Below are 22,789 nucleotides of genomic sequence, written 5' to 3'. Positions count from 1 at the left end.
GAGCAAGCGGTTTCCCCCATTTGCCAAGACAAATGGGGCCGCTGTAAAAGCGGAACGGTGAATCGGCGTCACCCTCGTCAATGGATCAGCTCGCCTACATCCGGACACACGGCTCAACTGGAATGCTGAAACTGGCGTGGCTGGAATCGGGGGCAGATCCGTTGGCGCGTAGGCTGGGAGCTGGGGTTTCGCCCCTTACGAGCGACTCCATTTTGTCTTGGCAAAATGGAGCAAATGGCTTTGGTCACTTTCCCCGAAAGGAAAGTGACCCGCTGTAAAAGCGGAATGGTGAATCAGCATCACCCTCGCCAACCGATCAACCCGCCGTCATCCATACCAGCCAATCAAGGCTGGCCATCACGCCAAGCTCTTACTCACCACCTCATACACGTCCGGCGACAACTGCCCGGAAGCACGGATGCGCTCCAGTTCCTCTTTCATCAGCACTTGACGTTTCTCGTCGTACTTGCGCCAGCGAGTCAACGGCGCCAGCTGCCGAGAGGCGATCTGTGGGTTGAAACCGTCCAGTTCAATCACCAGATCCGCCAGGAAACGGTAGCCCGACCCGTCCGCCGCATGGAAGTTGATCAGGTTCTGCCCAGCAAATGCACCGATCAACGCCCGCACCTTGTTCGGGTTCTTCAGCGTGAATGCAGGGTGTTGCATCAGCGCTTTCACACGCTCCAGACCACCGGGCAGCGTGCTGCCCGCCTGCACACTGAACCACTGATCCATGACGAGCGCGTTATCCTTGAAGTTCTCGGCAAATACCGCCAAGGCCTGGGCCTTCTCGGCTTCGAATGGAGAATTGACCAGCACGGCCAGCGCGGTCAGACGCTCGGTCATGTTGTCGGCGTTGTCGAACTGTTCGATGGCAGCCGCCAGCACGTCCGGTTTGCCGTTCAACATCAGGTAAGACAGCGCGATGTTCTGCAGCGCCCGACGCGCGAAGTGCTCGGATTCAGCCACGTAAGGCGTTGCCTTGGACACCTCGCGGTTCGCTTGGTAGCGCTTCCACAGTGCGTCGCTCAGGCCATCGGCCAACTGCTGACGGGCGAACTCGCGGCCCGCGTGAATGGCATCGACATCCGCCACTTCGCTGATTTCAGTGAGATACGCTTCACCCGGCAGCGAGAGCATTTCTGCGACCATCGCCTGATCGAGGCTGTCGTCCGCCAGCACGGTGCCGAGCGCGGTGAGCAGGCGTTGATCCAGTACCAGCGGCTCGCCTTTCTGATGCTGGCCGATCAGTTCCTGCAGCACTTGGACCGACAACTGCTGCCCGGCGTCCCACCGATTGAAGCCATCAGTGTCGTGCTGCATCAGGAACATCAATTGGTCGCGGCTGTAGGGGAAGCTCAGTTTTACCGGCGCCGAGAAACCGCGCAGCAACGACGGCAGCGGCCGCTCGGCGATGTCAACGAAGGTCACCGTCTGTTCGGCTTCGCTGATGGCGATGACGCGAGACGTCCCCGCCGCCGCGGACTCACCCTGCAACCGCAACGGGATTTCCTGCCCTTGGGTATCCAGCAGCCCCAACGAAACCGGGATCACGAACGGCTTTTTCGCATCGCCCGGTTGCCCAGGCGTCGTGGGCGCCGTCTGACGGAAAGTCAGGCTGTAGGTGTGGGCGGCGGCGTCATAAGACTCCGTCACCGCCAGGCGTGGCGTACCGGCCTGGGAGTACCAGCGCTTGAATTGGGTCAGGTCGACACCGTTGGCGTCTTCCATGGCCTTGACGAAGTCGTCGCAGGTCACCGCTTGGCCGTCGTGGCGTTCGAAGTAAAGGTCGCTGCCCTTGCGGAAGCCTCCGGCGCCGAGCAGGGTATGGATCATACCGACCACTTCCGAACCCTTTTCGTACACGGTAAGGGTGTAGAAGTTGGAAATTTCGATGAAGCTGTCCGGGCGTACCGCGTGTGCCATGGGGCCGGCGTCTTCCGCGAACTGGTGGGTGCGCAGGTATGCCACGTCCTGGATACGCTTGACGGTCGCCGAGTGCATGTCGGCGGAGAAACCGGCATCACGGAAAACGGTAAAACCTTCCTTCAGCGACAACTGGAACCAGTCGCGGCAGGTTACACGGTTGCCGGACCAGTTATGGAAGTACTCATGGGCGACGATCGCTTCGACCCGCTGGTGCGCCGCGTCCGTCGCTGTTTCGGCACGGGCCAGCACGGCGCTGGAGTTGAAGATGTTGAGGCCCTTGTTCTCCATGGCGCCCATGTTGAAGTCGTTGACGGCAACGATCATGAAAATGTCCAGATCGTATTCGCGGCCGTAGACTTCTTCGTCCCAACGCATGGATCTCTTCAGGCTGTCCATGGCGTGCTGGCATTTATCGATGTTTTCCTTCTCGACATAGATGCGCAGCGTGACCTTGCGCTCGCTCATCGTGACGAAGGTGTCCTCGATGCACCACAGGTCACCGGCCACCAGTGCGAAAAGGTAAGCCGGTTTCTTGAACGGGTCTTCCCAAGTGATCCAGTGACGTTGCTCGCCCTCGGGACCTGCATCGACCGGATTACCGTTGGACAGCAGGATCGGATAATCCTGTTTGCTGGCGATGACCGTCGTCGTGAAGGTGCTCATGACATCCGGGCGGTCGAGGTAATAGGTGATCTTGCGGAAGCCTTCGGCCTCGCACTGGGTGCAGAACATCCCGCTGGACTTGTACAGCCCCTCCAGCGCGGTATTGGTTTCTGGATGGATCTTCACGCTGGTATCGAGCGTGAAGGCTTCAGCGGTGGGATGGACGGTCAGGCTGTCCGGCGTCAGTTGGTAGTCTTCGGGGGTGAGGTCCACGTCGGCCAGTTTGACCGACAGCAGCTCCAGCAGTTGACCATCGAGCACCAGCGGCGGCAGAGCGCCCCCCGGCAAGAGCTGGGCACGCTCCGGGTTGCGGCGCATGACCAACTGCGCGTGGACCAAGGTGTGGTCCTCGAACAATTCGAAGGTCAGGTGCGTCTCGTCGATGAGGTACTCAGGCGCCTGATAATCCTTCAGGTAGATCATTTTTGGCTGTTCGGTGCGCATGATGCTGTCCTTAGTGATGCACGGCGAGTTGATACGCCGTGTATTTGCGAATGTTGATCACGCCGGTGTCGAAGATCAGGTACTGGCCCTTGACGCCCAGCAGCGTGCCTTCGGCGATCGGATCTTTATCGAGATTGAAGCTGACCACCTTGGTCGGGTACGCCTCCACCGGGTAGCGGATCTCGATCGGCTCGACGTCGTCGAGCACCTGAATGGCTTGCAGGCCGAAGCGCTGCTGGAGCATGCGCAGGCCTTCGGCGCAGGACTCGAACAACTGCTGACGGATGGCGGCCAAGTCAACGGCTGGGGCATCTCCTTTGAGCAGCGCTCGCCAGTTGGTGCGGTCCGCCACCTGAGTGCGAAACAGGTCCTCGACGAACCCGGACTGCTGGCGGGTGGCGACCCGCACGATCGGCAATGCCTGGCTAGCGCCCTGATCCAGCCAGCGGGTCGGCAGCTGCGTGGCGCGGGTGATGCCGACTTTGACGCCCGAGGAGTTGGCGAGATAGACCACGTGCTCGGTCATGCAGAACTGCTGGCCCCACGACGGATCCCGACAGGTGCCTTGATCGTGGTGGCATCTTTCCGGGCTGACGATGCAGACGTCGCATTGCGCCAGTTTCTGCATGCACGGGTAGCAATACCCTTGGCTGAAACTGGTCTTGGTGCGTCGGCCGCAGTGGCTGCAATGAATGGCGCCCAGGTATTCCAGGCGTACGGTCTTGCCGATCAGCGGGTTGACCGGAATCTGCGCGTCACCCAGACGAAACGCATAGTGCACCTGCGCCGCATCGAGCCGCGCGGACATTTTGTTGACGGAGCCTCGGCCAATCTCGATCAATGGATGGCATCCGACTTGAAGAGGATGTTTGGAATCGGCGCCGACTTGGAGGCACATTCCTGCGGGCCCATGTAGCCGATGCGCTGCTCTTCCGGCACATTGCGCACTTCCCAGGCGATGAGTGCCTGAAGGGACAGCTCACGTTGCTCCTGGGTCAGTTTGCGGCCATCGGACCACTTGCCGATTTCCACCGCCAGCTTGAGGCTTTCGTAAATGTCCGGCGTGATGTTTTCGATCATTTCAGCAAAAGATGACATGTGAACAACCTCTGATAAACGTCGCTGGTTCAACCAGCGCAATTATGACCTTTCGACACTGGGCATGATGCCAGCTCGTCAGAATTCCTTGGACAGTTTCACCTGCACCAGCTCCTTTTCCAGCAAACGGCGGAAAATCTGCGGCGCGGCGAAGGTGTAGGCAGCGAAGGCCAGCCACACCCAGTCGACCAGTTGGGCCACTTGGGGGTGGCCCTGCGCGGCGAGCGTGATCACCACCACGCGGTAGGTGACGAACATGAACAGCAAGAGAATGATGGCCCGGGTGGCACTGCGTTCGTTCATCCAACTGTTGAAGCGCCACCAGGCTCCCAGAAAAAGACTGCTTCGCGCCTTCACCGCCGTGAGCAGGTGCAGCGCGGCAACGTTGTTGGCATTTTCCTGCAGCGCCCAGATGGCGTGGTCGCGAGCGCCGCCGATGTCGCCTTCGCGCAGCAGCAGATGCCCCAGCACAATGACCGCGCCGGGGTGGCCCGGGGACGCCTGCAAAGCCTGCCGAGCGAATTGATAGGCCTGCTCCCAGTGGCGGCTGGCGCGGTGAAACTCGGCCATCGCCACCAGATTGGCGGCGTCGTCCGGGCCCAGTTCCAGCGCTTTTTCCAGCGGCTCACGGCTCTGTTTCAGACGCCCCGTCAATTGATACAGCTCGGCTAGGCAACGATGGTTCAACGGGTTGAGCGGCTCCATGTCGAGCAACTGCGCAAGATGCTCTTCGGCCAGCTTGAATTTGCGCTGGGCAATGGCCACCTGTGCCGCCGCATAGTGGGCCAAAGGCAACTGAGCATCGGCGGCCAGGGCGAGTTGCACCTCACGGCGAGCAGCATGCACACGCCGCATGTTCATCAGACAAATGGCCAGTAACCCGTGCGCCTCGGCCGAATCCGGGTCATTGGCCAGCAATTGTCGAAGGGCATCGATGGCGCCGTCGTTGTGATCGGCCTGCAGGCGCTGATAAGCCAACTGCAGCAGGTAATCGGTATTCATCAGCTCACCACCAGGTACCAGAGGGTGTAGGGCAACAACTTCACGACCATGCCTTTGAGCACGAAACCGCCGATCAGCGCCAGCGGCAGACCGAAGCGGCTCAACTCACCGCCGTAGTACTGGTAAATCTCGATGGTCTGGTTCTGCTGCATGTACAGCAGGTATCCAATGGTCAGTTTCCACACCACCAGAACCAGCAACGCGTACTGAACTTGCGCCTGGGTTGCCAGGTACCCCGCGCCTGCCAATTGCATCAGTGCCAGGCCGATGGCCACACTGCCCACGAGCGCCACACCGGCCAGGCAGATTTCACGCACACGCGTAGGGCTGCCGACGGCAATCGAATTGAACACGAACCACGGCAGGCCCAGCCAGGCACCGCCGAGCATCATGCCCAGCAGCGGCCAGAACGGCGAAACGGCCCATTTCGCCAACGCACCCGGACGCGGCTCGTCCTCGATGCGGTATCCCCCATAGCGCGCCATCAACGACCCTTCCCGTGCTTGTCGAGGAACGCCAACACTTCATCGTATTGATTGCCCTCGTTGGCGTAGCGGGCGTAGTTGCGGGCGGTGGTCAGCCACTCGAGCGTGGTGGCTCGCACTTCTTTCAACGCGTCCTTGAAGTGCGCGTCACAGATCACGCGCTCGCTGCCGCTGCTGAGCGAATCTTCGATGGCCCCGTCTGCAGCGGTCTCCACCAGCTCGCCCAAATCAGCGCCGGAGAAGCCGGAAGTGCTTTTCGCCAGGAACGCGAAGTCGATGTCATCGGCCATCGGCCGGTCTTTCATCATCATGCGCAACATGCTTTCCCGGGCTTCGCGATCAGGCGGCGGAACAAACAGCACCCGGTCGAACCGGCCGGGACGACGGAACGCCGAATCCACCGACCACGGCACGTTGGTCGCGGCCAGGATCAGCACGCCCTTGTTGTCCTGAGTGAAGCCGTCCATTTCCGAAAGGAACTGGCTGACCAGTTTGGAGGACGTCGATTCGCGCGTGTTGGCGCGCTTGCCACCCAGGGCCTCGACTTCATCGAAGAACATCACCGCTGGCGCCTTTGCCCGAGCTTGCTCGAACAGCGCATGAAGTTTGCGTTCCGACTCGCCGATGTACATGTCCAGCACGTCGGAAATGGCGATGTTGAAAAACGTCGCGTTGCACTCCCCCGCCGTGGCCCTGGCCAGGAGGGTCTTGCCGCAACCGGGAGGACCGTACAGCAGCACGCCTCCGCCGACCTTCTTGCGAAAGCGCTGGAACAGGCCGGGCTTCTGGTAAGGCAGGATGATTTTCTTGTGAATGGTTTTTTTCAGATCTTCCAGGCCGCCAATGTCGCTGAAGGTGACGGTCTGGTTGTCCGGCTCAAGCAGCCGCACCACTTCGCTCTGATCGGTGTCGTCGTTAGAGATCACACGCAACCGCGGGCGCCCGTCGGCACGAGGCACCTCGGTCACCGAGGCATTCAGACGACGCGAGAACACCACATCCTCCAACGCCGGGTTAGCTTCGATCGCCGCACGGTATTCGACCTGTGCGTCCTTGAGGCGGTCCAGGTCGGCCAGCACGCGCGCCTTGAACAGCCGCGTGTTGGCGTCAGGCTCCTCGGCCAGCCGCAGCGCTCGGCTGGCATCGCCTGCGGCCAGGCACAACTTCGCCGCTGCCAGTTTCAGCGCGGGGGCCGATGGCCATTGCTCCAGGTCGTCGGGCAACAGTTTCAGACCACGCGCGTGCTCACCGCGCTGGACGCTGGCGTCGATCAGCATCGTGAGCAGCGCGACGTTGCCGGGGGCTGCTTGCAGCGCAGCCTCCAACTGGTCGAACGTCGAATCATCCATGGGGGGTCCTCACAATCAAAGGGTACGGTGCTGCCGTGCGCATCAAAGTCGCTCAACCGGCCGTTCGACATCGACCCAGACAAACTTGGCCGGGTCGATGACGGTTTCCTGGTCCAGACGGTAAGCCACCAATTTGCCGTACAGCACGGCGCTGTAGTCCAGGCACGCCAGATTCGGGCGAATCGGCGCGGGGATTCCACTGCGCCAGTAATGCCCAACGAACAGCAACGGCTGATCGGGGCCATAGCGCAGCAAGGCGTTCTTTTCGGAGTCGGAGAGCGGGCGCTTGGCCACAGGCTCGGGCAAAGCGTCAGGCTGGAACACCACATCGCCATAGGTCTGGGGATCGTCTTCCCAGAACTTGGTACGAAACGACGCACGCGTGAGGCCGTCTCCACCGGTCAACGTCATGCCATGGGGCAGCCGCATGTCGGTGCCACGCAGCAGGCGGTCGAAAACGGCGCTGGCAAAACTGCCGGGCACCGCCGAGGCCTGAACGAAATGCTGATCGACGCGGCCATCGCCGTGCGCGCTGCGCAGGGGCTCGATCAAGCTGGCGTCCCAGCAGGCATGGACCAAGCGAAAGCGCTCGGCGTCGATGAACAGCGGCAGTTCATAGAACCACGTGAGGAAGTCATTCCAGTCACCGGGATGGCCCTCGAACTGCGCCAGGGTTTCGCCCAACAGCCGTGCGTGGCGCGGCGTATGTTCACGCACGAACTGTTTGCCGCTCTCCGGTGGCGCCGGAGTGGCCCAGCCCAACGCGTTGAATTCGTGGTTGCCCATGATGCAGAACGCCTGACCGGCGACCACCATGTCGTGGACGATGTGCAGCGCCTCGCGAATGCGTGGGCCGCGGTCGATGATGTCGCCCAGGAACAGGGCGATGCGCTCGGGATGGCGCCAGACGCCTGCCTGAAAGCGGTAACCGAGGGTGTCGAGCAAGTGCTCAAGGGTCTGGGCACAACCATGCACGTCACCGATCAGATCGTAGCCACGCGCGGGATCGAGCATCAGTCGCCCCCGCCGCCAAGCCGACTGCCCCAACCGAGTTTGGTCCGGCAGACTTCGTAATAGTTGTGGTCCAGCGGGTGAATCAGACGCAGTTTTTGCGGTTTCTTTTTCACGGTCACGGTGTCACCCGGCGCGCAGGTGAAGTGGTTTTGTCCATCGCAGGAGACCTGGGGGTAGATCGTCATGTCCTTTGAGACAACGATTTTCAGCTCGCTATTTCCATCGACGACGATTGGCCGACCGGACAGGGTGTGCGGGTACATCGGCACGATGACGATGGCGTCCAGCTTGGGGTGCATGATCGGGCCACCCGCCGACAAGGCGTAGGCGGTGGAGCCGGTCGGCGTCGCCACGATCAGCCCGTCGGCCTTCTGGCTGCAAACGAACTGACCGTCGATGTAGATTTCGAATTCGATCATCCGCGTGGATTTGCCGGGGTGCAGGACCACGTCGTTCAGCGCGTCGCCCTGGCCGATGGCCTCGCCGTGGCGACGGACTTCGGCTTGCAACAGGAATCGGTTTTCCACCAAGTAATGGCCGTCCAGCACCTCGGCCACCTTCACTTCCAGCTCATCGGGGCGGATGTCGGTCAGAAAGCCCAGGCTGCCCCGGTTGATCCCCAGCACCGGCACATGGTGCTTGGCCAGGGCACGGGCCGCGCCGAGCAGGCTGCCGTCGCCGCCCACCACGATGACCATGTCGCAGACCTCGCCCAGCAGCTTGCGTGATGACGTTTGCAGGCCATGGCCAGGCAAGACCTCGGCAATGGTGTCTTCAAGGATCACATGCAGGTGCCGAGACATCAGGAATTTCTTGAGCCGGCGGACGGTCTCCAGGACCTGAGAGCTGCCCAGGCGACCAATGATGCCGATATTGCGAAACTGCTCCATGGGGCTCCTGCGGTGTTCATGCCGGTAAAGAACGCGATTATGGGCGATGGGGTCGATAGCGGCAAACCGACAAACGCCAACGCAGCGCCGCGACGCGGTTTTCGTGCATGAAAGGTGACTGTGAGCCATCGACGGTCCTGCTATTCTGCCGCGATGACGCCATTTCCAACCCTCACCGCCCTGCCCCGCCAACTGCGCACTGCACAGGTACGCGACCTGGCGTGGGTGATGGTTTCACCGCCCATGCTGAGCCTGACCGAATGGCCGCAACGCCATCCATTGGCAGGCAGCGACTGGGTCGAGGACCCGCAGGCGCTAACGGACTTTCTGCATCGCCTGGACCGCGATCCCCAGCCTTTGAGCCAGTGGCTCTCGCGCCGTTCCATCCGCCGACTGGGCCTGTATTACGAGCACTTGTGGCAGTTTGCGATCGAGCATGCCCCAGGCGTGGAGCTGGTGGCCGCCAACCTGCCGATTCGGGTCGCCCATCATACGCTCGGAGAACTGGACATGCTGGTGCGTGACAAGGGCGGCGTACACCATATCGAACTGGCGATCAAATTCTATCTCGGGCCCCAGCAGGCCGATGGGATTGACCCGATGAACTGGCTCGGCCCGGGCTCCCATGACCGGTTGGGCGCGAAACTGGCGCACCTCAACCAACATCAGTTGCCGATGTCGGGACGCCCGGAAAGCCGCGAGGCGCTGGCCGTATTGGAGATCGAGGAATTCCAGACACACCTGTGGATGGGCGGCTATTTGCTGTATCCCTGGCAAGGCGAATGCCGGTCGCCCGTCGGCGCGCACCCGGCCCACTTACGCGGGCAGTGGCTGCACCAAAAGGACTGGCCGGCGTTCATCGAGCAACGCTCGCCGCAGCGCTGGCAATGGGTGCCTCGCGCCGAGTGGCTGGCCCCGGCTCGCGTCGAGGCTCCTTGGCAGGGGGAAACCGTGGCGGCGTGGCTCCCCGCGTCAGATCCCCAGGCCCATGCGCAATTGATGGCGCGCCTGGCCCCTACGCCTGAGGGGCATTGGGAAGAAGCCGAGCGCGTCTTTGTGGTTCCGGATCACTGGCCTCTGGCGGCCGAACCCGGGCAGCTCACAGGCTCAGCCGCACCACCAGCGCCGCCAGGGTGATCAGCAGCACTGGCACGGTCAACACGATGCCGACGCGAAAATAATAGCCCCAACCAATGCTCACGCCCTTGCGCGCCAGCACGTGCAGCCAGAGCAAGGTCGCCAGGCTGCCAATGGGCGTGATTTTCGGCCCCAGGTCGCTGCCGATCACGTTGGCGTAGATCATCGCTTCCTGCAGCGGGCCCTGCGCCTGGCTGGCATCGATCGACAGCAGCCCGATGAGCACCGTCGGCAGGTTGTTCATCACCGATGACAACAGGGCGGTCAGTACCCCGGTGCCCATGGCCGCGCCCCACAGCCCATAATCGGCGAAGCGGTCAAGCCATCCGGCCAGGTACGAGGTCATGCCGGCGTTGCGCAGCCCATAGACCACCAGGTACATGCCCAGGGAGAAAATCACGATCTGCCACGGCGCTTCTCTCATCACCTTTCGCGTGGCGATGGTGTGCCCTTTCGCCGCGATGCCCAGCAGGATCGCCGCACAGACGGCCGAGATCGCGCTAATAGGGATGCCCAGCGGCTCTAGCGCAAAGCACCCGATCAGCAGAATGACCAACACCCACCACCCGGCGATGAAGGTCGCCCGGTCGTGAATGGCCGTGGTCGGGTCCGCCAATTGCGCGGTGTCGAATGTGTCCGGAATATCGCGGCGGAAGAACAGCATCAGCACCGCCAGGGTCGCGGCGACGCTCACCAGATTGACCGGCACCATCACCGATGCATAGCGGTTGAAGCCAATGCCGAAGTAGTCCGCTGAAACGATATTGACCAGGTTCGACACCACCAGCGGCAGGCTCGCGGTGTCCGCGATGAAGCCGGCAGCCATGACGAAGGCCAGCGTGGTCGCGGGTGAAAAACGCAGCGCCAGCAGCATCGACATGACGATGGGGGTGAGGATCAGTGCGGCGCCGTCATTGGCGAACAGTGCCGAGACCAGCGCACCGAGCAGCACGATGAAGGCGAACAGACGCCTGCCGCTGCCCCTTCCCCAGCGCGCCACATGCAAGGCGGCCCAGTTGAAAAAGCCGGCCTCGTCCAGCAGCAGGCTGATGATGATCAGCGCAATGAAGGTGCCGGTCGCGTTCCAGATGATGTGCCAGACCTGCGGAATGTCCGTCAGGTGCACGACCCCGAACAGCAGCGCCAGCACCGCGCCGAACGTCGCACTCCAGCCGACGCCCAACCCCTTGGGTTGCCAGATCACCAGGGTAATGGTGACCAGAAAGATAAGAACCGCTGTCAGCATCAGTGTGTCGTCTTCGGAAGCAAAATGGCCAATATGCCCAGCAGCGGGAGGTACGAACAGAGGGTGTAGACAAACACGATGCCGTGAAGATCCGCGAGGTGACCAAGAAGGGCAGCGCCGATGCCGCCGAAGCCGAACATCAGGCCGAAGAAGATGCCGGCGATCATCCCGACATTGCCCGGTACCAGCTCTTGGGCATAGACCACGATGGCCGAGAACGCCGAGGCCAGGATGAAGCCGATGATCACGCTCAGCACACTGGTCCAGAACAAATCGGCGTATGGCAAGGCAATGGTGAACGGCGCCACGCCCAGAATCGAAAACCAGATGACCGCTTTACGGCCAATCTTGTCGCCGATCGGACCGCCGAAGAACGTGCCGGCTGCGACGGCCGCCAGAAACATGAACAGGTGCAATTGCGAGCTGGCGACGCTGAGCTGGAATTTGTCGATCAGAAAGAAGGTGAAGTAACTGGTGAAACTGGCCATGTAGAAATACTTCGAGAAAACCAGTAACGCCAGCACCACCAAGGCGCTGGTGACACGCGCCCTGGAAAGGCCATGGGTCGCCGCCGTGCCCGCCTTGAGCTTGAACAGCGCCAAGTGTTTCTTGTACCAGCGGCTGATGGCGTACAGCAGCCCCACTGAGAACAGCGCGACCAGACCGAAATAGGCGATGTGCCCTTGACCAAACGGAATGATGATCGCGGCCGCCAACAATGGCCCTATGGCCGAGCCGCTGTTGCCCCCCACCTGGAAACTCGACTGCGCCAGACCGAAGCGGCCGCCGGAGGCCAGGCGCGCAATGCGCGATGCCTCAGGGTGGAAGGTCGAGGAACCGATGCCGATCAACCCGGCGGCCAGCAGAATGAGCGGGAAACTGCCCACCGTCGCCAGCATCAGCACCCCAGCCAGAATGCACAGCGAGCCCACTGGCAGCACCAGCGGATTGGGGTGGCGGTCCGTGTAATAACCGACCCAGGGCTGAAGCAGCGAAGCGGTCACTTGAAACGTCAGGGTGATCAGGCCGACCTGGGTGAAACTCAGCCCGTAGCTGGCTTTGAGCATCGGGTAGATCGACGGCAGGATCGACTGGATCAGGTCATTGAGCAAGTGGGCCAGCGCCACGGCGCCGATGATGCGCATGACCAGCGGGCTGGATTGAGGGCGTGCAGGCGTCGCGGTCGTGGGGCTGGGAACGGCCATCCGGGTCTTCCATCGAGGGGGAGAGGCGCCGCCCGCTTATTGGTTACAGAAGATGTCGGCGGCACAAAGGAGGGCCAATGTGCCATTTTTTGGGGCAGCTTGACCATGCCCTGACACAAATTTGTGAACGGCCCTTTGATCGGCTGACCGCTCACGGGTGCCGTGGTCGGACGCCGCCATGGCGTCCCTTCCAGGCAGCGGCGTCGCTCAAGACACCACCGCCTGCAAACCCACCCCCAGAGCCGATCACGCGGCGGGCTGCATCCGATGACGCTGACCCAATGTGCCGTCCACTTCGTCCAGCGAGACCTTGCAGGTTTCGCGCAAGGCCAGTCCGCCCACCAGCCCCAGCAGGGCGATGGCAATCAGGTAGAACGCCGGGGCCAGGTTGCTGCCCGTCAGGCCAATCAGCCAGGTGGCCATCAGCGGTGCGGTACCGCCGAAAATCGTGTAGGCCATGTTGTAGGTGATCGCCGAAGCGGTGTAGCGGGTGCGGGTCGGAAAGGTTTCCGAAAGCAGCGCGGCCGTCACCACGTTGCACAACACCGCGCCGGTGGCCAAAAGCATCACGCCCACGATTGAACCGGCGAACGAACCGGAGCTGGCCATGAGAAACGATGGGTACACCATGACAGCCAGCAGCACACAGGCGGTGATCACCGTGTTACGCCGCCCGACCTTGTCGGAAAACGCCCCCGCGACCGGGCACATTGCAGCGGCGAACAACAGCGCGATCAGCGACACCAGCAACGCCGTGGCGCGGCTCAGGCCCCCCGCCACTTGCAGGTAAGTCGCGAAATACGTGGTGAACATGTAAAACGACAGGGCCGTCAGGGAAATGAAGGCGCCCAGCGCCAGAATCGCACCTCCATGGTGGCGCAAGGTGTCCTTCAGCGGCGAGTGGGCGACGGCATGCTCTTCTTCGACCGCTTGAAACGCCGGCGTCTCGTCCAGTTTCCACCGCAGGTACAAGCCGACCAGCCCCAAGGGCGCGGCCACCAGGAAAGGCAGGCGCCAGCCCCAACTGCTCATGGCTTCAGTCGACAGCGAGGCTTCGAGCGCATAGGCGAAAATGGCTGCCGAGGCGAACGCGGCAAAGGTCGAGACGGGCACGAAACTGCCGTACCACGCGCGCTTGCCCCTTGGTGCGTGCTCCATTAGGTACGCGCACGCGCCGGCATATTCGCCGCCTGCGGAAAAACCTTGCGCGCATCGAATGACCGTCAACAGGATGGGAGCGGTGACGCCGATGGCGGCGTAAGTGGGCAGCACGCCGATCAGCGTGGTGGCGCCCGCCATCAGCAAAATGGTGAATGCCAGCGTACGTTTGCGGCCGATCCTGTCGCCCAGCATGCCGAAAAACAGACCACCCAGCGGGCGGAAGGCGAACGCCACCGCGAAGACGGCGAACGTCTTGAGCAAGGCGGCACTGGCATCGCCGCTGGGAAAGAATTCCTGGGCAATGGTGGTGGCGAGAAATCCGTACACCGCGAAATCGAACCACTCGACAAAATTGCCGATACTGGCCGCAACGATGACTTTTCTCAAAGTGGCAGGATCGACCTGCTCAGGGGTGGGAGTGGTCATGCATACCTCGGCGCGGGTGAAAAGAATCGATTATCGAGACAGCGCGTGAGCGGACCGACTCCAGATGAGTCGCCGACATGCTCAGAACCGACCTGTCGTCGCGTCTGGTGCGCAGGATTCGTGCCACCCCAGGCTCGGACCAGAAAGGTGCGCCGGTGGCACTGGCAGTAACGGCTGCCGGGCCGGGCCGAGGCAGGACTCGAAGGCTCTTCGTCGAGCTGATTGGCTAGAGGGCGGCGATGGCCCGTCTGCCCTGCAGGCCGCCCGTGTGCACCAAGATCAGTCGGGTGCCCGCCGCAAAACGGCCCGCCTCGACAGCCAGCTTCAATGCCAGCAACGCCTTGCCGGTGTACAGGGGCTCCAGCGGAACACCACTTTGAGCCTCGCTGGTGGCGATGAATTCGAGCAATTGAGCATCGACTTTCGCGAACCCGCCCCGGCTGGCGTCGAGCAATTCGTACCGATCATCGAATGGAGCGCCCAACAGGCCACGGACATTCTCGGCGACGCCGTGTCCTTCGGGCACCGCCATCGCGCCGTAGACCTTGCGCGGCCGGTCTTCAGCCAAGGCCAGCCCCGCCAGGGTGGTGCCCGTTCCGCAGGCCAGCCACCAGCCTTGGTAATCGTTCCAGCCCAACGCTCCAAGCCGGGCACGGGCCTGGTGCACGATGGGCGCGCAGCCCAGCGCGCCGTCCCTGCCCCCTCCGCCTTCGGGAACGGGATACAACCTCGGATAACGGGCTTGCCAGGGCAGCCAGAAGTCCGCTTCATGTCGCGCGCGATACCCTGCATAGCCGAGCCAATGCAAGGCCATCCCGAACCCTTCGAGGTCGCGAACGGTCGGGGTTTGCACGGGATGGCCGCGCAGCAGGCCGACGGTGGAAAAGCCCAGGCGCTGCCCCGCCGCTGCCAACGCATGCAGATGGTTGGAATGAGCGCCGCCCAGGCTCATGAGCCCATTGGCCCCTGCAAGCTTGGCGGCGTCGAGATGATGGCTGAGCTTGAACCACTTGTTGCCGCTGATGAGGGGGTCGATGAGGTCCAGGCGCAGGATCGCAACGTCGACCGCGGCGCGAGTGAGCCACGGAAGGGTGAGCAGGTGGAGTGGAGCTGGAGCGAACATGGCCTTCACCGCACGACGGGGCGTGCGAGTTTAGCGGGCTGCAGGGCTACCTGGAAACGGCTCGCTCGGGACTGCGAAGGATCACGCTCATTGACGCGGGTGGACGTGCACGCGTGCGGCGTCCACCCGAACCACCAGGGCACCCCGCCTACAGGGCCGCTGCCAGCCGCGACCCCTGGTTGATGGCACGCTTGGCATCCAGCTCCGCAGCCACGTCGGCGCCCCCGATCAGGTGCACGCTCTGCCCCGCCGCTTGCAAGCCCTCGTACAGCTCGCGCAACGGGTCCTGCCCCGCGCAGATCACCACGTTGTCCACGGCCAGGACTCTTTCCTCGCCCTCGGCGCCGATCCGGATATGCAGGCCAGCGTCGTCGATCTTCAGGTACTCCACACTGTTCAGCATTTGCACCTGCTTGTTTTTCAGCCCCGTACGATGAATCCAGCCGGTGGTTTTACCCAGGCCATCGCCGACCTTGGACGCCTTGCGCTGTAACAGAAACACCTGACGCGCCGGTGCGTGAGGGTGCGGCTGGATGCCGGCCACACCGCCGCGGGCCTTCAAACTGCCATCGATGCCCCACTCTTCCCAGAAGGCGTCGCGGTCCAGGCTGGTCGATACGCCTTGGTGCACCAGGAATTCCGATACGTCGAAACCGATGCCACCCGCACCGATTACCGCCACTGACGGCCCGACCGGCTTGCGCTGCAGGATCACGTCCAGGTAACTCAACACACTGGGGTGATCGATGCCCGGAATGGCGGGGACCCGAGGCGCGATCCCCGTGGCCAGAATCACTTCGTCGTAACCTTTGCCTGCGAGGTCCTCCACTGCCACCCGCGTATTCAGACGCACATCGACACCTGTGGTCTGCAATTTGCGACCGAAGTAGCGCAGGGTTTCGTAGAATTCTTCCTTGCCTGGGATGCGTTTGGCGATGTTGAACTGCCCCCCGATCTCGGCGGCCGAGTCGAACAGCGTGACGTCGTGCCCGCGCTCCGCCGCCACAGTCGCGGCCGCAAGTCCGGCAGGGCCAGCACCGACGACGGCGATCTTTCTCGCCTGCTGGACCGGCAGGTAGTTGAGTTCCGTTTCGTGGCAGGCACGCGGATTGACCAGGCAACTGGTGAGCTTGCCGCCGAAGGTGTGGTCCAGACAGGCCTGGTTGCAGCCGATGCAGGTGTTGATCTCATCGGCGCGACCGGCAGCCGCCTTGTTGACGAAATCGGCGTCGGCGAGGAACGGGCGCGCCATGGACACCATGTCCGCGTCGCCCTCGGCCAGCACCTGCTCGGCCACCTCCGGGGTGTTGATGCGGTTGGTGGTAATGAGCGGGATCGACACCGACCCACGCATCTTCGCTGTGACCTTGGCAAATGCTGCACGCGGCACTTTGGTAGCGATGGTCGGAATACGCGCTTCGTGCCAGCCGATGCCGGTGTTGATGATCGTCGCACCGGCCTGCTCGATGGCCTGGGCCAACTGCACCACTTCTTCCCACGTGCTGCCGCCTTCGATCAGATCGAGCATCGACAAACGATAGATGATGATGAAATTCGGCCCGACCGCTTCTCGCACTCGGCGCACGATCGAGACCGGCAGGCGCATGCGGTTTTCATAACTGCCGCCCCATCGGTCAGTGCGATGGTTGGTGTGCGCTACCAGAAACTGGTTAATGAAATAGCCTTCCGAGCCCATGATTTCCACACCGTCGTATTCGGCGCGCTGGGCCAGGGTGGCGCAGGTCACGAAGTCTTGAATCTGCTTTTCGATGCCTTCTTCATCCAGCTCTCGGGGCTTGAAGGGGTTGATCGGCGCCTGAATGGCGCTGGGCGCGACCTGTTGAGGGCTGTAGGCATAACGCCCCGCGTGGAGGATCTGCATGCAGATCTTGCCACCGGCCTCATGCACGGCCCGGGTCACGATGCGATGGTGGTCGGCTTCTTCGGGCGTGGTCAGTTTGGCCGCCCCGGCATACACCCCACCCTCGGCATTGGGCGCGATGCCGCCCGTCACCATCAGCCCGACGCCGCCGCGGGCGCGCTCGGCAAAATACGCGGCCATGCGCTCGAAACCGCCGGGTTTTTCCTCGAGGCCAGTGTGCATCGACCCCATCAGGGTGCGATTGCGCAGGGTGGTGAATCCCAGATCCAGCGGGGCCAGCAGGTGCGGGTACTGAGCGGCGGCCATACACAACTCCATCGAACGTGATCACGGAAAGCGCAGGCACTCTGGGGGCCTGTCGCGTTGTCGGGGCCACTCTCTGGGTCCCGTTCATGGCGCAGACATTAACCACCACTCCGGTCACGCTCAATGACCCAAAGTGACAACTTGATGATCGAAATGCGCAGCAGACCGGCAATGCTTATGCCAGGCCGATAAACGCTCCTTGATGACTGGCGCTGGCGCTCAGTGCGATGCCAAGCCCGGCCAGTTGCGCCGCCAACTGCTCGTTCGACGTTTCGAACGCCCACTGCACCTGAGTCTCGGTCTGGCCGTCGGTGTCGGCCAGCGCCTGCAGCCATTGCTGCCCGTCCGGTAGCCAGGCGGTGTAGCCATTGCCTCGAATGGCGCTGACGTGGATGCCCAACCGTTCACAGATGGCCACTTTGCGAACGATTTCATCGCGATCGGCCTGGCGCGACCGCTCGATCAGCGCGCCCAGTAAAGGGTCCACGCCTCGCTCTCGATGGATCAGGACGGGACCCTCGACCCAGACCTCCTCAGGACAGTCTTTGGCCTGGGGATTCAAGGTAATGGATGGATTGATTTCGGCGGGATAGATCCGGCATACCAGAGGCCGGCTTTCATACTGGCCGCAGCGGTTATCGTCCTGCAGGTATCGGCAGCGCCCGGGATTGAACGCGGCAAAGGTGATCATCACGCGGGGTTGCAGCGTTGCGCAGTGAACGGCGCGCGAACGTCTCATCAGGTGAGCGCGTTGGGCGCTGTCGAATCCGGGGCCGTCTTCGACAAAGCCGTCCACCAGAATGATCAGTTGGCCGCCGTCGGCGACCCAACGCACAGCCTCATCCAGGGTCAGCGGTATGTGATGATTCTGGCAACAGCGGCCACAGCCGTTGCACTCGAACCGCACCTCGTTCGCTTCGTTCAACCCGCCACACTCCCGACCGAATATCCGCGGGATAGTAACCGAAGAGCGCGCAGGCGTTGAAAGGATTCTGCAACGGGAGCGGCAGCGGGGTGTGAATGAGCCCCGCGCGTATCTTTGACGCGGGATGCCGTTTGGGCCAAGCCTGTTGAAGCGTCAGGCTTTCGTCACGACAGACTCAATACAATCGATGATCAGTTGTGCGTCGTACGGTTTGCCCAGGAAACACAAGGCCCCGCCTGCGATGGCCGCTCTGCGCGCAGACTCCTTGGGATAGGCGGTGATGAACAGGATGGGCAGCGAACGTCCCTTGGCGAGCAGCGAGCGCTGCAAGGCCAACCCATCCATGCCGGGCATTTGCACGTCGGAGATCAGGCAATCGACATCCTCGGCATCGATCAGCGCGAGGAAATCTTCGGCGCTTGAGCATACACACGGCACATAGCCGAGCGAACGCACCAGGCTGGCCAGTGCCATGCGACAGGATTGATCGTCGTCGACGATGGCGATACGGGGTATGTGATCCACCCACTAGGCCTCTGGCTGGCATGCGTTGGATTGCCAGGATTTCGGACTGATGCCATTCAACTGCCTGAATACTCGGGTGAAGTAGGATTGATCCGAAAAACCGCATTCATGGGCCACCTGACAGATCGGCAATTTACGCTGGCGCAGCAGCGCTTCTGCCCGGCGGATCTGCTCCCTGCGAAACCAGTCATGCGGCGCCATCCCGGTGGCATTTTTGAAGGCGCGGGAAAAATGACTTCTGGAAATGGCACACTCCCTGGCGATCCACTCGATCGAGCAGCCCTGGGCCATGAGCCGAATCATCAGGTCCTTGGCCTTTTTGACGCGCCAGGGCGCCAATGACTCCTGAGGCCTTTTGAGGGGGCGATCGGCGGACGCATCCTGGGATGTGCCCGGTGCGCCGGCCCCCTGGGGCGCACGGACGGCATCGCGTAATGAGAATTCAAGGGCTGGCATTGCAGACATGTGCATGCTCTCCGCGCTACGACAGTTCCAGTTGACGACTCGCCCGCACCACGTCGGCGACGGTGCGCACGTGCATCTTTTTCATCATGTTGGCGCGATGAAGCTTGACCGTGATTTCGCTGACTTCCAGTTGGCTGGCGATCTGCTTATTGAGAAACCCGTTGGCGACCCCGCCCATGACTTGACGCTCTCGGGGAGTCAGGCATTCGAATCGCCTGCGCAACGCGTCGACAGCTTCCTGTTTTTGCAGGTACTCGGCGTATACCGCGAGCGCCCTGGCCACAGCGTCGATCAGATCCTGGGAGCTAAAGGGCTTGGTCAGGAAATCCGCGGCCCCTGCTTTCATCGCACGGACCGACATGGGAATGTCGCCATAGCCGGTGATGAAGATGACCGGCAGGCGGCTGCCGGCGTCGCTCAAACGCCGTTGCAGATCGAACCCGCTGTAGCCTTGCAACCGAACATCCAGGATCAGGCAGGCCGCTTGCCCGGCCAGCGGGTGCAGGAACAGTTCCTCCGGGTCGCCCAGCGCCACGACGTGGTGGCCAACGGACCTGAGCAGGCTGGCCAGTGCACCGCTGAGCACCGGATCGTCGTCCACCACGAAGACGACCGGCTCGTCCATCCGGGTCGCCGTCGCAACCATCATGTTCTGCATGTCAATCTCCCCTGCCATCGCTGCTGTTGAAAACCCGGCAGAATGAGAAGAGAGTCCGTTCCTCGGCGGTTGAACTAACTTCGATATTCCATCCTGCCCACTTGATGTTCGAATCAAGTGCATATACGGATCGTACTGGGACACTTCAGTGGTGCAAGCGGATCAACAAGAACATCCGATAAGTCCGCATCCCTTACAGGATGCGGTGAACTTTGTACCGCGCGGGGCTTAAGGTCAATTCATACCTAAGGTTAGGTCTGATGCAACTAAAGGACTTACAGCAAACGTCATCGCCGTTATGAGCCGGAGACCGAAGACGCGTCGCTCACTGATTCATTCTCGCCCTCTCTGGCCTCACGCCGGAATGACTGGGGCGATACGCCAAGTTTGCGAATGAACACTTCGCGCAAATGACGCCGATCGCGGAAGCCGGTTTCCCGCGCAATGATTTCCAGCGAGTGCTGACTGCGCTGAAGCATGTTGCGCGCCGTCTCCAGGCGAAGCTGTTCGACGGCCTTGGCCGGAGACAGTCCGGTTTCGGACAGAAACACTCGGCGAAACTGACGTTCGCTCAGGTGCACGGTGCGAGCCAGGGCCTCGGCACTGAGGTCATCTTTCAGGTGAGATCGGGCGTAATCCAGCGCCGCCTGCACGCGGTCGGATTTGGGCGCGATGTTCAGCATTTCCGAATGCTGGGACTGGCCGCCGGAGCGTCGGTGATACATGACCAGCACCCGTGCCACCTTGTTCGCGATCTCGTGGCCCAGGTCCTTCTCGACCATCCCCAGGGCCAGGTCCATCGCGGCGGACAAGCCGGCGGAGGTCCAGATGGCGCCGTCATTGATGAAAATGGAATCCGCTTCCACGAGGGTCAAGGGGAACCGCTCCTTGAGAACGCTGGCATAGGCCCAATGGGTCGTGACTTTCTTGCCATCGAGCAGCCCGGCCTCGGCCAGTACGAAAGCCCCTGTGCACATCCCGCCCACCCGCTGCGCCTGCCCGGCGGCGCGCTGAATGAAGCCGAGTTCTTCGGCAGTGCTGACATGGCCGATTGGATCGACGATACCCGACACCATCCAGGTATCGGCCCGCGATTCGGGCGTCACAGGCTGAGTATTGACCGAGGCGCCGATCGATGACACGACCACGCCCCCCGACAACGAATAATTGGTGACCTGATAGACCTGCTCCCTGGCGACGACGTTGGCGAACTCGAACACCGACTGGGTGCCCAGTGCCATGACCTGAAATCCATCGGTCAGGAAGTAGCCGATTGTGTGCATGCCCCACTCCGTCCAGCGCCATGTCCGAAAACATGACCGTAAATGTCGTTTTATTTCGCGTCAACGCCCTGCACGATGCGCACGATGCGGTGGCGATCATCGAGAGGATGAATGGCTTCGCATCCTATAATGAATATCAGGTTGCATCGAGGGCCTCTTATTCATTAACGCGAACGGCAAACTGCATTGAGTGTTGTAGTGTGCCGCTGTGCGCCACCCATTATAAAAAGAGCGAGCCAAGTGCCGAGAAACCCTGTAATTCGCACCAGAATCCTATTCATCCCGTTCTTCTACTCGTACTAATGAACACCCAAGGGTCAACTAACGACGTTGCGGATGTCCCGTTGATCGCAGACTTTCTCTTTATTCGATAACAAAGAGCCAAGGGCGATGACTGAGCAATCCACAAGTTCCCCTGCGCCGGTTCAATTCATCCTAATTGCGAGCGATCCATCATGACATCCCTGACCACCTATAAAGCCGTCGTCGCGACCGCCCCAGGCCAACTGGAACTCGTCGAGCGCCCGATTCCCACGCCAGGCCCTGGCCAAGTGCGCATCCGGATCGAAGCCTGCGGTGTGTGCCATTCCGACAGCGCCACGGTCGAGGGTTTCGCGGGCGTCCCATATCCCCGTGTCCCCGGCCACGAAGTGATTGGCCGCATCGAGGCACTCGGCGATGGCGTACCGAGCTGGCGTATCGGTCAACGGGTGGGCGTTGGCTTTCTGGCCGGTGAAGACGGCACCTGTCCGTCCTGCCGGCAAGGGGATCCCGTGACCTGCCAGAATCCGGTGATCACCGGCATGACCACCGATGGCGGTTATGCCGAAATCATGATTGCCGAGGCCCGTGGGCTGGTGAAGGTGCCTGAAGACCTGGACGCCGCTGAAGCCGCTCCGCTGCTGTGTGCCGGCCTCACGACCTTCAATGCGCTGCGCCATTCAGGTGCTCAGGCCGGTGATGTCGTGGCCATCCACGGGCTCGGCGGGCTCGGCCATCTGGGCGTGCAGTTCGCTCGCAAGATGGGTTTCCATACCGTGGCGATTGCGCGCGGCGCCAACAAGGCCGAGCTGGCCATGTCGCTGGGCGCTCACCGCTACATCGACGCGACAAGCGAGAACGTCGCCGAGGCGTTGCGTAGCCTGGGTGGGGCCAAAGTGGTGCTCGGCACTGCACCGACCGCACAAGGCATGGCGCAGACCATTCCCGGTCTGTCCCCTCGTGGGCAACTGGTGGTCGTGGCCGTGCCGGGCGAGCCCTTGGCCGTCAATGCCACAGACCTGATTTTCGGTGCGCGCTCGGTCAGCGGCGCCCTGACCGGCACGGTCATCGACAATGAGCAAACGCTGGCCTTCGCCAACCTGCAACAGATCCGGCCGCTGGTGGAAACCTTCCCGCTTGAACAGGCGCCGCAGGCCTACGCGCGGATGATGCGCGCCGACGTCAAGTTGCGCGCCGTGCTGGTCATGGGCGCGCAGACAGCGAACGCCAGTTGAACGTTGGCCAGGGCGCTACGTACAGCAGCGCCTTGGCCTGTAGGGTCACCCACCGGGACGGAACTGTCCCTTGCCCA

Annotated in this window: 21 protein-coding genes; 3 read left to right on the top strand and 18 right to left on the bottom strand. The window is 62.1% G+C overall.

Going from position 1 to position 22,789, the window contains the following annotated elements; genetic code table 11:
- Nucleotides 1-357: 357 nt before the first annotated feature.
- The 8 genes from pepN to DBP26_RS18120 form a co-directional block, all read right to left on the bottom strand.
- Nucleotides 358-3,036 carry an aminopeptidase N gene (gene pepN, locus DBP26_RS18155; RefSeq protein ID WP_108238775.1) on the bottom strand — a complete coding sequence of 893 codons (2,679 nt, stop codon included), beginning with the start codon at nucleotides 3,034-3,036 and terminating at the stop codon, nucleotides 358-360.
- Between the two features lie 10 nt (nucleotides 3,037-3,046).
- Nucleotides 3,047-3,877: a DUF2797 domain-containing protein gene (locus tag DBP26_RS18150; protein WP_177411085.1), complete on the bottom strand. Its 831-nt coding sequence runs from the start codon at nucleotides 3,875-3,877 to the stop codon at nucleotides 3,047-3,049.
- Nucleotides 3,874-4,134 (bottom strand): DUF1315 family protein, encoded by a 261-nt coding sequence (locus DBP26_RS18145; RefSeq protein ID WP_108238776.1) that lies wholly within the window; start codon nucleotides 4,132-4,134, stop codon nucleotides 3,874-3,876. The genes DBP26_RS18150 and DBP26_RS18145 overlap by 4 nt, the downstream gene beginning before the upstream one ends.
- 78 nt (nucleotides 4,135-4,212) lie before the next feature.
- Nucleotides 4,213-5,136 (bottom strand): tetratricopeptide repeat protein, encoded by a 924-nt coding sequence (locus tag DBP26_RS18140; protein WP_108238777.1) that lies wholly within the window; start codon nucleotides 5,134-5,136, stop codon nucleotides 4,213-4,215.
- Nucleotides 5,136-5,624, bottom strand: a complete 489-nt coding sequence (locus DBP26_RS18135) for a hypothetical protein (RefSeq protein ID WP_177411084.1) — start codon at nucleotides 5,622-5,624, stop codon at nucleotides 5,136-5,138. Before DBP26_RS18135 ends, DBP26_RS18140 begins: the two co-directional genes overlap by 1 nt.
- Entirely contained in the window at nucleotides 5,621-6,970 is a 1,350-nt protein-coding gene (locus tag DBP26_RS18130; protein ID WP_108238779.1) for an ATP-binding protein, read from the bottom strand. The genes DBP26_RS18135 and DBP26_RS18130 overlap by 4 nt, the downstream gene beginning before the upstream one ends.
- A 42-nt stretch (nucleotides 6,971-7,012) precedes the next feature.
- The gene (locus DBP26_RS18125; protein WP_108238780.1) at nucleotides 7,013-7,984 is read right to left on the bottom strand and encodes a metallophosphoesterase; all 972 of its coding nucleotides are present in this window, start codon (nucleotides 7,982-7,984) and stop codon (nucleotides 7,013-7,015) included.
- On the bottom strand, nucleotides 7,984-8,874 hold the full coding sequence (locus DBP26_RS18120; protein WP_108238781.1) for an NAD(+) kinase: 891 nt from the start codon (nucleotides 8,872-8,874) through the stop codon (nucleotides 7,984-7,986). The genes DBP26_RS18125 and DBP26_RS18120 overlap by 1 nt, the downstream gene beginning before the upstream one ends.
- A 153-nt stretch (nucleotides 8,875-9,027) precedes the next feature.
- Between DBP26_RS18120 and DBP26_RS18115 the strand changes: the two genes are divergently transcribed.
- Entirely contained in the window at nucleotides 9,028-10,011 is a 984-nt protein-coding gene (locus DBP26_RS18115; RefSeq protein WP_108238782.1) for a DUF1853 family protein, read from the top strand.
- On the opposite strand, the gene DBP26_RS18110 is transcribed toward DBP26_RS18115, so the two are convergent.
- The 3 genes from DBP26_RS18110 to DBP26_RS18100 all read right to left on the bottom strand — a co-directional run bounded on the left by DBP26_RS18110 (nucleotide 9,974) and on the right by DBP26_RS18100 (nucleotide 14,049).
- Nucleotides 9,974-11,257 (bottom strand): arsenic transporter, encoded by a 1,284-nt coding sequence (locus DBP26_RS18110; protein ID WP_108238783.1) that lies wholly within the window; start codon nucleotides 11,255-11,257, stop codon nucleotides 9,974-9,976. The two genes, DBP26_RS18115 and DBP26_RS18110, sit on opposite strands and share 38 nt — an antisense overlap.
- Nucleotides 11,257-12,462 (bottom strand): MFS transporter, encoded by a 1,206-nt coding sequence (locus DBP26_RS18105; RefSeq protein WP_108238784.1) that lies wholly within the window; start codon nucleotides 12,460-12,462, stop codon nucleotides 11,257-11,259. The genes DBP26_RS18110 and DBP26_RS18105 overlap by 1 nt, the downstream gene beginning before the upstream one ends.
- Nucleotides 12,463-12,708: 246 nt before the next feature.
- Entirely contained in the window at nucleotides 12,709-14,049 is a 1,341-nt protein-coding gene (locus DBP26_RS18100; RefSeq protein WP_108238785.1) for an MFS transporter, read from the bottom strand.
- A gap of 77 nt (nucleotides 14,050-14,126) precedes the next feature.
- On the opposite strand from DBP26_RS18100, the gene DBP26_RS26980 reads away from it, so the two are divergent.
- Complete coding sequence (locus tag DBP26_RS26980) at nucleotides 14,127-14,279, top strand: hypothetical protein (protein WP_158541406.1); 153 nt, start codon at nucleotides 14,127-14,129, stop codon at nucleotides 14,277-14,279.
- Here DBP26_RS26980 and DBP26_RS18095 read toward each other — a convergent pair.
- The 7 genes from DBP26_RS18095 to DBP26_RS18065 form a co-directional block, all read right to left on the bottom strand.
- Entirely contained in the window at nucleotides 14,276-15,172 is an 897-nt protein-coding gene (locus DBP26_RS18095) for a pyridoxal-phosphate dependent enzyme (protein WP_108238786.1), read from the bottom strand. The genes DBP26_RS26980 and DBP26_RS18095 overlap by 4 nt on opposite strands.
- Before the next feature lie 148 nt (nucleotides 15,173-15,320).
- The gene (locus tag DBP26_RS18090; protein ID WP_108238787.1) at nucleotides 15,321-17,360 is read right to left on the bottom strand and encodes an NADPH-dependent 2,4-dienoyl-CoA reductase; all 2,040 of its coding nucleotides are present in this window, start codon (nucleotides 17,358-17,360) and stop codon (nucleotides 15,321-15,323) included.
- A gap of 175 nt (nucleotides 17,361-17,535) precedes the next feature.
- Nucleotides 17,536-18,285, bottom strand: coding sequence for a YkgJ family cysteine cluster protein (locus tag DBP26_RS18085; RefSeq protein ID WP_108238788.1), 750 nt, complete (start codon nucleotides 18,283-18,285; stop codon nucleotides 17,536-17,538).
- Nucleotides 18,286-18,438: 153 nt separating this feature from the next.
- Nucleotides 18,439-18,810, bottom strand: coding sequence for a response regulator (locus DBP26_RS18080; protein WP_108238789.1), 372 nt, complete (start codon nucleotides 18,808-18,810; stop codon nucleotides 18,439-18,441).
- A 3-nt stretch (nucleotides 18,811-18,813) separates the two neighbouring features.
- On the bottom strand, nucleotides 18,814-19,275 hold the full coding sequence (locus DBP26_RS18075; RefSeq protein WP_158541405.1) for an AraC family transcriptional regulator: 462 nt from the start codon (nucleotides 19,273-19,275) through the stop codon (nucleotides 18,814-18,816).
- A 16-nt stretch (nucleotides 19,276-19,291) separates the two neighbouring features.
- Complete coding sequence (locus tag DBP26_RS18070; protein WP_218565100.1) at nucleotides 19,292-19,933, bottom strand: response regulator; 642 nt, start codon at nucleotides 19,931-19,933, stop codon at nucleotides 19,292-19,294.
- Nucleotides 19,934-20,229: 296 nt separating this feature from the next.
- Nucleotides 20,230-21,216, bottom strand: a complete 987-nt coding sequence (locus tag DBP26_RS18065; RefSeq protein WP_108238791.1) for a GlxA family transcriptional regulator — start codon at nucleotides 21,214-21,216, stop codon at nucleotides 20,230-20,232.
- A gap of 455 nt (nucleotides 21,217-21,671) precedes the next feature.
- Between DBP26_RS18065 and DBP26_RS18060 the strand changes: the two genes are divergently transcribed.
- Nucleotides 21,672-22,712, top strand: a complete 1,041-nt coding sequence (locus DBP26_RS18060) for an alcohol dehydrogenase catalytic domain-containing protein (protein WP_108238792.1) — start codon at nucleotides 21,672-21,674, stop codon at nucleotides 22,710-22,712.
- The last annotated feature ends 77 nt before the right edge of the window (nucleotides 22,713-22,789 follow it).

The sequence above is a fragment of the Pseudomonas sp. RIT409 genome (assembly GCF_003052515.2).
Classification (GTDB): domain Bacteria; phylum Pseudomonadota; class Gammaproteobacteria; order Pseudomonadales; family Pseudomonadaceae; genus Aquipseudomonas.
This window is presented reverse-complemented; position numbering and strand designations above follow the sequence as displayed.